The organism is Rahnella sp. PD12R, assembly GCF_019200965.1.
In the GTDB taxonomy this organism is placed as follows: Bacteria; Pseudomonadota; Gammaproteobacteria; order Enterobacterales; family Enterobacteriaceae; genus Rahnella; species Rahnella laticis.
The window spans coordinates 147,247-159,812 of record NZ_JAHTMS010000008.1 but is presented as its reverse complement, the minus strand read 5'-3'; the positions used below and the strand labels follow the sequence as shown (position 1 = coordinate 159,812).

The window sequence follows — 12,566 nt, the reverse complement described above, 5'->3', positions numbered from 1 at the left end:
GAGATTTTGCACATTAATTCAGAGTTCTGTTTCTGCCAGCCGTTCCCCGGTCTGCGCATCGAACAGATGAATGGCGTCGCTGTTAGCTTCGAGGTACAGCGGTTGGTCGGTGCTGACGCGGGCGCGGCCAGCGAACTGGACGTGCAGCGGGAAGCCGCTCCAGTCGATGTGCAGCAGGCTGCTTTCGCCGGTGACTTCCAGCAGACGCAGTATGGCAGCAGGTTGCGCGCTGTGCTGAACGGGCCTGAGGTCATGCGGGCGCAGGCCGAGTGTGACTGGTTCGCCTTCGGAATGTCGCGCCTGTAACGCCCATTTCTCCGGCAGGGCAAACCACAGCTGATTGCAGGTCACGCCCGGTTTGCCGCCGATGCTCTGGAACACGCCGCTGAGTAAATTCATTGGCGGTGAACCGATAAAGCGCGCCACAAAGGTGTTCACCGGTTTGTCGTAAATCGACAGCGGATCGCCTTGCTGCACGATAAAACCGTCTTTCATCACCACAATGTTATCCGCCAGCGTCATGGCCTCAATCTGATCGTGCGTGACGTAAACCGTGGTGGTGCGGAACTGCTGGTGCAGGGATTTGATTTCCGCCCGCAGCTCCATGCGCAGCTGCGCGTCAAGGTTAGACAGCGGTTCGTCGAACAGAAACACTTTCGGATTTCTCACCAGTGCGCGGCCCATCGCAACGCGCTGGCGCTGCCCGCCGGACAAATCTTTCGGCAGGCGTTTCAGCAGATGATCAATGCCTAACACTTTTGCGGCCTGTTGCACTTTGGCCTGCTGTTCAGCTTTCGGCACCTTTTTCACCTGCATGTGGAACGCCATGTTCTCGGCCACGGTCAGGTGCGGATACAGCGCGTAACTCTGGAAGACCATGGCGATATCACGATCCGCCGGGTCAAAATTATTGATTTGCTGTTTATCGAGCAGGATGTCGCCGTCGGATAAGGATTCCAGCCCGGCCAGCAGGCGCAGCAGGGTGGATTTACCGCATCCGGACGGCCCGACCAGCACGGTAAAGCTGCCATCGGGAATGGTCAGATCCAGCGGTTTGAGCACCTGTACTTTGCCATAATGTTTGGCGACTTTTACCAGTTCTACCAGAGCCATTCAGAGTTTCTCCACAAGGCCAAAAAGCGATTGCCAGTCAGGATAACGGCGCGGGGAACTGCTGATCGCACAACCGGCGACGCGGACACCCCATTGCAACGCCGTGGCAGGCGGCAGGCCATAAATCAGCGCGGATAAAAATCCGGCGTTAAAACTGTCTCCGGCGCCGATCGTATCGACCACCTCAACCGGCTCGGCGTGCTGATGCAACGTCTGATCCGCGCTCCACAGACGCGCACCGTCCGGGCCGCATTTCGCAACACAAAAAGCATTCCCGGCCATCTGCGCCAGCAGTTTTTGCGCGGCGGCGTCCAGCGTCTGAGCATCGGCCAGCCCGAGCGTTTCGACTTCATTGAGCAGCAGTGCATCGCAAAACGGCAGCCACTGCGCAGCCTGGGTGCGCAACGTGTCGCTCCAGTCTTCCGGCGGCCAGCCGCTGTCGATGGCGACGCGATAACCGCGGGTTCTGAGTGCGGAAAGCAACGGCGGATAATCCGCATACAGCGCTGTACACAACCAGGTGCCGCACAGTAAAACCCAGTCGCCGGGTTGTGCGTTTTCGGGTAACTGCGCCAGAACGTCCTGCATGGAAAGGCGGACAATATGCCCCTGATTGCTGAAAAACGTCCGTTCGTGGTCGGGATGCGTGACGCCAAACGTCAGCGACGTTTCGCAGTCGCAGGTCGGCCAGTGCGGCGCGCTTTCCGGGAACAAACCCGCCAGCCAGCCGGTGAACTGGTCGTTGCCCTGATTGGCCACCAGCCGGTGCGGGACGTTCAGCGCCGCCAGCGCCAGCGCGCAGTTTCCGGCAGAACCGCCGGGGCGCAGAGAGCTGCTTTCGAGCATCGCTTCGGTGCCTTTTTTCGGCCACGCGTGGAGCGTGCTCATGATCAAATCCACGTTAATATTGCCCACCACATACAGCGTGGCGCGGGTGTCAGGTCTTGTAATCATTGATGAGATTCCCTGATGTTCATATTCAGCCTTTGCTGCCGCCGGCGGTTAACCCGCTGACCAACGTTTTTTGCAGCCAAAGCGCAATAAAGAGCGGCGGAATGGCCGCAAGAATGCCGACGGCGGCAATCAGCCCGTCATCGGTGGCGCGCCCGGCGGTGAATCCGGCGATAGTCACCGGCAGCGTCTGGGCGTCGATATTGTTGGTAAACAGCAGGGCGTAGAAAAATTCATCCCAGGCCAGTAGCCAGCCGAACATCGCAGAAGCGCCAAGCGCCGGTTTCGCCAGCGGCAGGGTGATGCGCAACAACACCTGCCAGTAACGCAAACCGTCGAGGCGCGATGCCTGTTCGATATCTACCGGTAACGCATCGAACTGGTTTTTCAGCATCCAGGTCAGGAACGGCAAAATCATTGAGCAATACACCAGAATCAGCCCGAGATGGGTGTTGAGCAGGGTCAGTTTTTCCAGGATGAAATACAGCGGCAGAACGAATGCCACCGGCGGCACCATATAAATAGCCAGACTGCCAAACAGCCAGCCGTCGCGGCCCGGATAGCGTGAGAAGCTGTACGCCGCGGGGATCGCCAGCAGCAGGGAAATAATCGTCGCCCCGCAGGCCACCAGCAAACTGTTGCCGAGCGCATGCAGGAAAAGCGCGCCCGGTTGCCCGGCCTGAAGCGTCAGCAGGCTGGCGTAGCGGCTGAAATCCCAGTGTCGCGGCAGCCATTCCAGCGGAATACGGGTCAGATCTTCCGCCGAACTGACGCTCATCAGGAACATCCACAACAGCGGCGCGAGAATGGAGAGGGCCAGAACCAGCGCGGCGAGATAACGTAAAACGAGTCGGATTTTCTGTTTCATTCTGCGTTCCCCGAACGGCGCTGGCGCAGCAGCATGACCATATAAACCAGAATTAACAGGGCGCAAATCAGCGTCATGAGGATGGCGTAAGCGGCACCGCTGCCCGCCCGCAGATAGCTGAAGGATTCCTGATAAACGAAGAAGCTGACGGTTTTGGTGCTGTCGAGCGGGCCGCCGCGGGTCATCACGTAAATGATGTCGAAGACTTTAAACGCGTCGATGGTGCGCAAAATCAGCGCCACTGCCAGCGGAGCCGCGATCGCCGGTAAGGTGATTTTACGAAAACGCAGGAACGCCGACGCGCCGTCGAGCCGCGCCGCTTCAAACAGATCCTCAGGAATGGTTTGCAGCGCCGCCAGCACCAGCAGGGTGATCAGCGGATAGTTCTTCCAGATATCGGCAAACATCACGGCGTTAATGGCCGACGACGGGTCGCCGAGCCAGCTGCGGTAGGTGTCGATAAGGCCAAGCTGGGAAAGCAGGGCGTTGATGCTGCCGTAGTCCGGATTGAAGTTCAGCCGCCACATGGTGGCGTTAACAATCGTCGGCAGCGCCCAGGGTAAGATCACCAGTACGCGTAACGCGCTGCGCCCCCAAAATTTCTGGTTCAGCAGCAGCGCCACCAGCAAGCCGATAAAGCCTTCGAAAATCACCGAAACCACGGTGAAATAGAGTGTCCGCCACAGCGCGGCGCGAAAATCCGGATCGGTCAGGGCATAAATAAAATTGTCGCTGCCGACCCAGTTGGGCGCAGAACCGTCGCCAATCAGGCCAGCGTCGGTGAAACTGAGCCACAGCGTGCGGGCCAGCGGCCAGGCGGTCAGCAGAAACATCATTAACAACATGGGCGCAAGGAGCAACCAGGCTTGTCGACGTTCTCGTTGCGGTAAAGTCAGCATAGTTTTCCGTGGTGTTGGTTTGCCCCGCATACCGCAGTATCCGGGGCGTTGTGTTGGCTTTAAAAAACTTAACGTAAACGGTCAGCGGCTGTGGTTGCGGCTTCCATACCGTCTTTCGCCGGGGTTTTACCCTGCAATACCGCCTGAATGTTTTGCTGCAAAATATTCGACAAGCGTGAGTAATCCGCCGTTACCGGGCGCGAAAGCATCACGTTCAGCGAGACTTTTGCCGCCGCAATCAGCGCTTCCTGATCTTTCTGCACCGCCGGGTCGTCATAGGAGGATTTCCAGATTGGCAGGCTCAGTTTGGCGTATTTGTCCTGCACCGGCTGGGAGGTCATGTAGCTGATGTATTCCCACGCCTGATCCGGATGCGCACTGGCTTTGGCGATGCCCAGCCCCATCGAACCGTTCACGCCGGACGCCTCACCGGCGGTTTCGCCCGGAGCCGGGATCACACCGACGTCACCCGCGACTTTGCTCTGTTTCGGATCGTTGGCCATGTTGTACATGTAGGTCCAGTTAAGCGCGAAGGCTGCGTCACCGTTGGAGAAAGACTTACGCACATCTTCTTCCAGATATTCGCGGGAGTTCGGGTTGGTCAGCCCTTTATCCAGCGTCTCTTTCATGTAGTTGATGGCTTTCATTGCGCCGGTATTGGTGAAGTTCAGCTTGCCGTCTTTGTAGAAATCGCCTTTGAACGCCGAAACCAGCGTGGTGTAGTCGCACAGCAAGGCTTCGGATTGTGACCAGCTCCAGACCAGCGGGAATTTCACGATGCCTTTTTCTTTCAGGATCTCAGACTGTTTCTCCACGTCAGCCCAGGTCGCAGGCGGGGTGGTGATCCCGGCTTTTGCCAGCATCGCTTTGTTGTAATACAGATATTTGGTGTCGAGGATCCACGGCATGCCCCAGCGTTTGTCTTTGTAGGTCACGGTAGAAATCGCGCCGTCGAAAATCTTGCTGCTTTCGTCGGCAGGGATACGCGCCGTGACATCCTGCAACAGGCCGTATTTGTTGAATTCGGCGGGCCAGATCGCATCGAACAGCACCACGTCATAACCTTTGTCACCGGCACCGCGGGCGGCCACGATTTTGTCGTGCAGCGCTTCGTACGGCACAAATTCCAGATTCACTTTGATGTCAGGGTGTTGTTTGGTGAAGTCCGCAGTCATGGCGCGGATATCGGTTTCGCTGTACGCCGCCTGAGTCATAAACAAGGCACTGAGCGTGGTTTCAGCCAGCGCGCTGGCGGAATATCCCAGAGTGAGGGCAGAGAGGGCGCACAGGGTGGCCGCAGGGGTAAGTCGTAGGCTCATCGTCATTCTCCGAAACAGGGTTAAGTTTATTAAATCAATTTGATTGCTTTAATCGGCTAAAAAAAAGTGGGATGGCCGTTGATGGCGGCAACCCCTGCGTCCCTGCCGGATTGATACTTGCTACCTGAGGCTTAAAACGAATTCTATAAACGGTGCAAACTGAATAGTGACTGACGATTATTATTAACATACCAATAACATTGAAAGCTGTGATGGCATCGTCATATTCATATTCTGATATTTATAAAATCAATTTGATTGCTGTAATCACTCTCCGCATACTGCCCACAGGTTTCCCTCTGGGTACAAGGCCGTGATAACAACTTCTGGTACCAATCTTGAACATGCCCGCGCGCACAATCGCCGGGTCGTCATCGAAGCCATTCGCCTCAACGGTGAGCTGACCCGCGCGGAAATTGCCCGGCTGACGTCGCTCACGCCGCAGACGGTTTCCAATATTGCGACCGAACTTGAACAGGCGGGCATACTCTCTTCCCATCTGCCGCGTCGTGCGGGCGGACGTGGTCAACCGGCAACGCCACTGACACTCAATCCTGACAGCGCCTATTCCATCGGCATCCATCTTGATCATCAGTCGCTGCTGATTGTGCTGGTGGATCTCACGGGCTCGGTGCGTTTTCGCCACCAGATCCACATTCAGAAACCTCAGCCTGAGCCCACGCTGGCCCTGATTGATCAGATACTGCAAGAAATGCGCCAACAGGTGAAAATCGACTGGCGCAAAATGCTGGGCGTCGGTGTGGTGATGCCGGGGCCATTTGGCGTTGAGGGCATTTCTTCGCAGGGGCCGACCACGCTGCACGGCTGGGATAATGTGGATATTGAAGCGCGGTTAAGTGCCTCTACCGGCTGGCCGGTCACGCTTGAAAACGATGCAACGGTAGCGGCCATCGGCGAGCGTTTTCACGGCATTGCCAAGCAACTTTCCTCGTTTGTGTATCTCTATATCGGCACCGGCCTCGGCGCGGGGATATTTACCGACGGGCGGATTTACACCGGTCATGCACATAATGCGGGCGAGGTCGGCCACATTGTGGTGCAACCGGGCGGCCGAGAATGTTACTGCGGCAACAAAGGTTGCCTTGAACGCTACGTTTCTTTGCAGGCCGCGTACGAAGCCTGCGGGCTGGATCCGATGTCCGCCATGCCGGAAGATTTGCTGAACGTCGATGAGGCCTTGTTCGATAAATGGCTGGATACCGCGGTCGAACCGGCGCTTCAGGCCATCAATATTATGGAATGCGTGTTTGATGCGCAGAGCGTAATCATCGGCGGCACGATGCCGAAACCGCTGGTGGAGAAGCTGATCCGGCGCCTGACGCCGCTGTACAGTTCGGTACGAAGCCGCTATGCGCAGACGGCGAGAATTCGCCTGGGCATGTCCGGTAGTGACACCCCGGCGCTGGGCGCGGCGGCGTTGCCGATCTTTGATGAATTCAATCCGCAATATGAGGTGTTGCTGAAGTAGTTCTGGCTGGCGTGAGAAAAAAGAACCAGACGGTCTGACCGGTTGGTCAGATTTGGCATAAGCTTTGCAAACGTTCTGTTATTAATCATCAATAAGAATGTTGCACAGAAGGACTATGCCATGAGTCAGGTTATCACCCGCGCGGTACGCGGAAACTTCTTTGATATCCGCCAGCCGGTCACCGGGCCGGAAGAACTTGAAGCCAGCGTGCGTTATATCGAAGACGGCCTGATGCTGCTGAGCGGCGGGCATATCGTCTGGCTCGGGGAATGGCTGGAGGGCGAAGCAAAGCTCGCCAGCGTGCGAAAAACCGCCGGGCTGGAAATTGATGATTACCGCGACAAACTGATCGTTCCCGGTTTTGTCGATACCCATATTCACTACCCGCAAACCGAAATGATCGGCGCGTACGGCGAGCAACTGCTCGAATGGCTGACGCGCTACACCTTCCCGACGGAACAGCAATATCACTGCGCGGATTACGCCAGGCGCATGTCGAAATTCTTCATCAATCAGCTTTTACTCAACGGCACCACCACGGCGCTGGTGTTTGGCACCGTGCATCCGCAGTCGGTCGATGCGCTGTTTAAAGAAGCGTCTGACATCAACATGCGGCTGGTGGCTGGCAAAGTGATGATGGACAAAAACGCTCCCGACGCACTGCTTGAAACCCCGGAGCAAAGTGAGGCCGATACGCGCGCCCTTATTGCGCGCTGGCATAACCGTCAGCGCCTGAGCTACGCGCTGACGCCGCGTTTTGCGCCAACGTCCTCATCCGAACTGCTGCAAAAAGTCCGTCTGCTGAAGCAGGAATTCCCGGACGTGTATATGCACACCCATCTCAGCGAAAACGTGGCAGAACTCTCCTGGGTAAAAGAAATGCACCCGGAACATCAGCATTATCTCGACGTTTATCATCAGCACGGTCTGACCGGCGAGCGCTGCGTTTTCGCGCACTGCCTGCATCTTGATGACAGCGAATGGGAGTGTCTGAGCGAAACGGATTCGACGATTGCGTTTTGCCCGACGTCCAACCTGTTTCTCGGCAGCGGTTTGTTCAACCTGCAAAAAACCTGGCAGAAGCAGATCCGCGTGGGGATGGGCACCGACGTTGGCGCTGGCACCACTTTCAACATGCTGCAAACGTTGCTTGAAGCTTACAAAGTCGGCCAGTTGCAACGTTACCGGTTATCGGCTTTCGAAGCCTTCTATCACGCCACGCTGGGCGGCGCACGGGCGCTGCATCTCGATGACAAAATCGGCAATTTCGACGCCGGAAAAGAAGCCGATTTCGTGGTGCTCGAGCCGGGCGTCAGCGCGCTGCAAAAACTGCGTGCTGCCAACAGCAAAACGCTGGCGGAGAAACTGTTTGTGCTGATGACGCTCGGCGACGACCGAAACGTGTACTGCACGTACATCGACGGCGAACTGGCCTATGCACGGGACGAAATGTCAGGAGATTTTTGCGCATGATGAACAGCGATACCGGCAGTAAAGTTCGCGTAGCCCGCGAGCGCACGCTGGAAAATATCCATGCGGCAGCGATTGCGGAGTTCAGTGAAAAAGGCTTTCAGGGCGCCACCACACAGGCGATTGCACAGCGTGCGGGCATCAAAAAAGCCCAACTGCATTACTACATTGCCGGAAAAGAAGAGCTGTACGAGGAGCTCTTGCAGAAAGTGCTGAAAGTCTGGGGCGACATTATTCAGTTCGACCCGACGCTCAGTGAACCGGAAGCCGTGCTGAGCCGCTACATCCGCAACAAGCTGAGTTTTTCGTTCGACCAGCCGGAACTGTCACGCATTTTCACCAGCGAAGTGCTGAGTGGCGGACATTATTTGCAAAAATACTGGCCGCAGGCGACGCAGAACATCGTCGGAAAAGAAAACCTGATCCATCAGTGGATTGTTGAGGGCAAAATCCGCCCGCTGGATGCGCGTCTGTTCATCATGCACATCTGGGCGCTGACGCAGTATTACGCCGATTTCGCCGTGCAGGTGAAACACATGTACGGCAATTTTGACGGCGATGACGTCGCGCGGGAACACATCATCGGCGAAGTCACCACGCTGATTTTGAACGGGTGCCGGAAGGGGGATAACGCATGATCCAGTTTCTGATGAACGGCAGGATCCAGACGGAAAATCTGCCGGACGATACCACGGTTCTTCAGTATCTGCGCCGCGATGCCGGGCGTTGCGGTACCAAAGAAGGCTGCGCCTCCGGTGACTGCGGCGCCTGCACCGTCGTGCTGGCCGAAAAAGAGGGCGACGGGCTGAAATACACCACGGTCAACGCCTGCCTGACATTTATGCCTGCGATACACGGCAAACAGCTGATCACCGTTGAAGATCTGAAACATAAGGGCGAGCTGCACCCTGTTCAGCGGGCGATGGCGGATAACCATGCTTCGCAGTGCGGGTTCTGCACGCCGGGTTTTGTGATGTCGCTGTTTGCGCTGGAAAAGCAAAAACGGGCGTCTTACCGCGAGCCGTTTAACCGCGAAAAAGCCCTGCAGGCGTTTTCCGGCAATCTCTGCCGCTGCACCGGTTACCGGCCGATTATGGCGGCGGCGCAGGCGGTTTGCGAAGCCCCGCAGGCCGATCAGTTTGACGCCAATACTCTGCATTCGCTCGAAAAACTGCGGGCGATTTCCGCGACGCAACAACCGGTCACGATTGAGCAGCTGGCGCAACGGTATCTGGCGGAGCCGGATTCCCGTCTGGTGGCCGGTGGCACCGATCTGGCGCTGGACGTGACGCAACGTTATCAGCGTATCCCGAAACTGATTTCGCTCAGCCATGTGGAAGAACTGAAAGACATTACGCTGACCGGTCAGGCAATTCATATTGGCGCGGCGGCGACGCTGAGCGCCTGTATGCCGGTTCTGCACCGTGAATTTCCGGCGTTTGGTGAGCTGCTTGAGCGTTTTGCTTCGCAGCAAATCCGTAATCAGGGCACATTTGGCGGCAATATCGCCAACGGCTCACCGATTGGCGACGGCGGCCCGGTTCTGCTGGCGCTGGGCGCGTCATTACTTTTGCGCTGTGGCGCGGCACAACGCGAATTACCGCTGGACGAATTCTTCCTCGGCTATCGCAAAACGGCCTTGCAGCCGGGCGAATTTATCGAGCAGATCCGCATCCCGCGCGTGACGTCGGAGGCGCGGCAGTTGCGGGTTTATAAAGTGTCGAAACGGCTTGAGGACGACATTTCAGCGGTGTGCGCCGCGCTACAGATTGAAGTCCGCGACGGCGTGGTGGTGCATGCACGCATCGCGTTCGGCGGCATGGCGGAAGTGGCGAAACGCGCTACCCATTGTGAAGCGCAACTGCTCGGGCAACCGTGGCAAACCGCCACCCTTGAGCGGGCATGTCAGGCGCTGGAGCAGGATTTCACACCGATCACTGATTTCCGCGCCAGCCGCGAATACCGCATGCAGGTCGCCAAAAACCTGCTGCGCCGCTGCCATATCGAACTGACGTCTCCTGAAACGCTGATGCGGGTAACTCATTATGTCTGAATCCAAACCGTCACTTTCCCGGCAGGAGATGGAACAGTTGTTCCGTGCCGGACTTCAAAGCGGCGTGGGCAAAAGCCAGAAACACGAAAGCGCGGATAAACACGTCAGCGGAGAAGCGGTGTACACCGATGACCGGCTGGAGTTTCCGCGCCAGCTGCATCTGGTGCCGCTGCTCAGCCCGCACGCGCACGCCGACATTCTGCATATCGATACCGGACCTTGTTACAGCGTGCCGGGCGTGGTGCGGGTGATGACGGCGGAAGATGTGCCGGGTAATCCCGATATCGCGCCGCTGACCCACGGCGATCCGCTGATGGCGCAGGGTGTGGTGGAATACGTCGGGCAGATTGTGCTGGTGGTCGCCGCAACTTCTCCGGAAGCCGCCCGCGCCGCCGTTGCGCTGGCTAAAGTGGAATATCAGCCCCGTGACGCCGTGCTGACTATCAGACAGGCGCTGGCACTTGAGCATTACGTGGAAGAACCGCATCAGCATAAACGCGGCGATGCAGGAATGGCGCTGGCCAGTGCGCCGCACCGCTTGCAGGGCGAGCTGGAGATTGGCGGGCAGGAGCATTTTTATCTGGAAACGCAGATTGCGTCGGTGATGCCGGGCGAAGACGGCGCGATGCTGGTTTACAGCTCGACGCAGCATCCGACTGAAGTCCAGAAACTGGTGGCCTCGGTGCTGGATTTGCCGATGCGCAAAGTGGTGGTCGATATGCGGCGCATGGGCGGCGGTTTTGGTGGTAAGGAAACGCAGGCGGCAGGCACGGCCTGTCTGGCCGCGCTGGCGGCACATCTTACCGGACGCCCGGCGAAAATGCGTCTGGCGCGGCAGGACGACATGCTGATCACCGGCAAACGACATCCGTTTCACGTCAGCTACGACGTCGGGTTTACGGATGACGGCATCTTTCACGGTATCGACCTGAAGCTGGCGGCCAACTGCGGGTATTCACTGGATCTCTCCGGTTCCATTGTTGACCGGGCGATGTTCCATTCCGATAACGCCTATTACCTCGGCGACGCCTTAATTACCGGTTACCGCTGTAAAACCAATATGGCGTCGAATACGGCTTACCGCGGTTTTGGCGGGCCGCAGGGAATTCTGGCCATTGAGCATATTGTCGATCACATCGCCCGCGAACTGGGGAAGGATCCGCTGACCGTGCGTAAAAATAATTACTACGGCCAGGAAAGCCGCAACATCACGCATTATCACCAGCCGGTCGGCCAGAATCTGCTTGAGGAGATGACCCGCCAGCTGGAAGAAAGCGCGGAATATGCCGTAAGGCGTGACGCTGTCACACAGTTTAATCAAAACAATCCGTACCTTAAAAAGGGACTGGCGCTGACGCCGGTGAAATTCGGCATCTCCTTTACCGCCAGTTTTCTCAATCAGGCCGGGGCTCTGGTGCTGGTTTACACCGACGGCAGCATTCAGCTCAATCACGGTGGCACGGAAATGGGACAGGGGCTCAATACCAAAGTCGCGCAGGTGGTCGCCGAAGTTTTTCAGGTGGATATCAGCCGTATTCAGATAACGGCTACCGACACCGGAAAAGTGCCGAATACCTCGCCGACGGCCGCCTCTTCCGGCGCGGACCTTAACGGTAAAGCGGCGCAGAATGCGGCCGAGATCATTAAAGCGCGCATGGTGGAAATGCTGATGCGCGTTCACGACGCGGCAGAAAGTGACGTGGAGTTCAGCAACGGTCAGGTGCGGGTCAAAAACGAGTATTTCAGCTTTGAGCAGGTCGCCACCCAGTGCTGGCTCAATCAGGTGCCGCTTTCCAGCACCGGTTATTACAAAACGCCGAAGATTTTCTATGACCGCAGCAAGGCAGCCGGGCATCCTTTCTATTATTTCTCCTATGGTGCGGCCTGCGCCGAGGTGCTGGTTGATACGCTGACCGGCGAATACAAACTGCTGCGTGCCGATATTTTGCATGACGTCGGCGATTCGCTGAATCCGGCGATAGACATCGGCCAGGTGGAAGGCGGATTTGTTCAGGGCATGGGCTGGCTGACGACCGAAGAACTGGTATGGAACGACAAAGGACGGCTGATGACCAGTGGCCCGGCGGCGTACAAAATCCCGGCTATCGGTGATATCCCGCAGGATTTGCGCGTTCATCTGGTGGAAAACCGCAAGAACCCGGAAGACACGGTTTTCCATTCTAAAGCCGTGGGTGAACCACCGTTTATGCACGGAATATCTGTCTGGTGCGCGATTAAAGACGCGGTTTCCAGCCTCGCGGATTACCGCGTTCATCCGCATATCGATGCGCCTGCCACGCCGGAAAGAGTGCTGAACGGCATTAACCAGCTGAGATTTTACGGTGACGTTGTCACAAGTGTCGTCAGCGCAAATGCCGAAAAAGCGAACGGTTAACGGAGGTTT

The 12,566-nt window shown here is 57.1% G+C and carries 10 protein-coding genes; 5 read left to right on the top strand and 5 right to left on the bottom strand.

From position 1 onward, the window contains the following. Positions 1–18: 18 nt before the first annotated feature. The 5 genes from KWG64_RS17130 to KWG64_RS17110 form a co-directional block, all read right to left on the bottom strand. A complete protein-coding gene (locus KWG64_RS17130; RefSeq protein WP_218522580.1) occupies positions 19–1,113 on the bottom strand; it encodes an ABC transporter ATP-binding protein in 1,095 nt (364 codons plus the stop codon). Further along, the gene (locus KWG64_RS17125; RefSeq protein ID WP_218522579.1) at positions 1,114–2,067 is read right to left on the bottom strand and encodes a carbohydrate kinase family protein; all 954 of its coding nucleotides are present in this window, start codon (positions 2,065–2,067) and stop codon (positions 1,114–1,116) included. It abuts the gene before it with no gap. A 25-nt stretch (positions 2,068–2,092) separates the two neighbouring features. Further along, the gene (locus tag KWG64_RS17120; RefSeq protein ID WP_218522578.1) at positions 2,093–2,932 is read right to left on the bottom strand and encodes a carbohydrate ABC transporter permease; all 840 of its coding nucleotides are present in this window, start codon (positions 2,930–2,932) and stop codon (positions 2,093–2,095) included. Continuing rightward, positions 2,929–3,831: a carbohydrate ABC transporter permease gene (locus KWG64_RS17115; RefSeq protein WP_218522577.1), complete on the bottom strand. Its 903-nt coding sequence runs from the start codon at positions 3,829–3,831 to the stop codon at positions 2,929–2,931. The genes KWG64_RS17120 and KWG64_RS17115 overlap by 4 nt, the downstream gene beginning before the upstream one ends. Positions 3,832–3,899: 68 nt before the next feature. Further along, positions 3,900–5,150, bottom strand: a complete 1,251-nt coding sequence (locus KWG64_RS17110; RefSeq protein WP_218522576.1) for an extracellular solute-binding protein — start codon at positions 5,148–5,150, stop codon at positions 3,900–3,902. Between the two features lie 316 nt (positions 5,151–5,466). Here KWG64_RS17110 and KWG64_RS17105 point away from each other — a divergent pair, with 316 nt between their 5' ends. The 5 genes from KWG64_RS17105 to xdhB all read left to right on the top strand — a co-directional run bounded on the left by KWG64_RS17105 (position 5,467) and on the right by xdhB (position 12,557). Further along, positions 5,467–6,639 (top strand): ROK family transcriptional regulator, encoded by a 1,173-nt coding sequence (locus KWG64_RS17105; protein WP_195815203.1) that lies wholly within the window; start codon positions 5,467–5,469, stop codon positions 6,637–6,639. A 120-nt stretch (positions 6,640–6,759) separates the two neighbouring features. Next, entirely contained in the window at positions 6,760–8,112 is a 1,353-nt protein-coding gene (gene guaD, locus KWG64_RS17100; RefSeq protein ID WP_218522575.1) for a guanine deaminase, read from the top strand. After that, positions 8,109–8,747 (top strand): TetR family transcriptional regulator C-terminal domain-containing protein, encoded by a 639-nt coding sequence (locus KWG64_RS17095; RefSeq protein WP_218522574.1) that lies wholly within the window; start codon positions 8,109–8,111, stop codon positions 8,745–8,747. The genes guaD and KWG64_RS17095 overlap by 4 nt, the downstream gene beginning before the upstream one ends. Further along, a complete protein-coding gene (gene xdhA / locus KWG64_RS17090; RefSeq protein WP_218522573.1) occupies positions 8,744–10,162 on the top strand; it encodes a xanthine dehydrogenase small subunit in 1,419 nt (472 codons plus the stop codon). The genes KWG64_RS17095 and xdhA overlap by 4 nt, the downstream gene beginning before the upstream one ends. Then, entirely contained in the window at positions 10,155–12,557 is a 2,403-nt protein-coding gene (gene xdhB / locus KWG64_RS17085; RefSeq protein ID WP_218522572.1) for a xanthine dehydrogenase molybdopterin binding subunit, read from the top strand. The genes xdhA and xdhB overlap by 8 nt, the downstream gene beginning before the upstream one ends. Positions 12,558–12,566: the final 9 nt, after the last annotated feature.

What these genes read in the sequence shown, in the direction of transcription:
- KWG64_RS17130 (WP_218522580.1), bottom strand. Translation starts at nt 1,113, where the DNA reads ATGGCTCTGGTAGAACTGGTAAAAGTCGCCAAACATTATGGCAAAGTA.
- KWG64_RS17125 (WP_218522579.1), bottom strand. Translation starts at nt 2,067, where the DNA reads ATGATTACAAGACCTGACACCCGCGCCACGCTGTATGTGGTGGGCAAT.
- KWG64_RS17120 (WP_218522578.1), bottom strand. Translation starts at nt 2,932, where the DNA reads ATGAAACAGAAAATCCGACTCGTTTTACGTTATCTCGCCGCGCTGGTT.
- KWG64_RS17115 (WP_218522577.1), bottom strand. Translation starts at nt 3,831, where the DNA reads ATGCTGACTTTACCGCAACGAGAACGTCGACAAGCCTGGTTGCTCCTT.
- KWG64_RS17110 (WP_218522576.1), bottom strand. Translation starts at nt 5,150, where the DNA reads ATGAGCCTACGACTTACCCCTGCGGCCACCCTGTGCGCCCTCTCTGCC.
- guaD (WP_218522575.1), top strand. Translation starts at nt 6,760, where the DNA reads ATGAGTCAGGTTATCACCCGCGCGGTACGCGGAAACTTCTTTGATATC.
- KWG64_RS17095 (WP_218522574.1), top strand. Translation starts at nt 8,109, where the DNA reads ATGATGAACAGCGATACCGGCAGTAAAGTTCGCGTAGCCCGCGAGCGC.
- xdhA (WP_218522573.1), top strand. Translation starts at nt 8,744, where the DNA reads ATGATCCAGTTTCTGATGAACGGCAGGATCCAGACGGAAAATCTGCCG.
- xdhB (WP_218522572.1), top strand. Translation starts at nt 10,155, where the DNA reads ATGTCTGAATCCAAACCGTCACTTTCCCGGCAGGAGATGGAACAGTTG.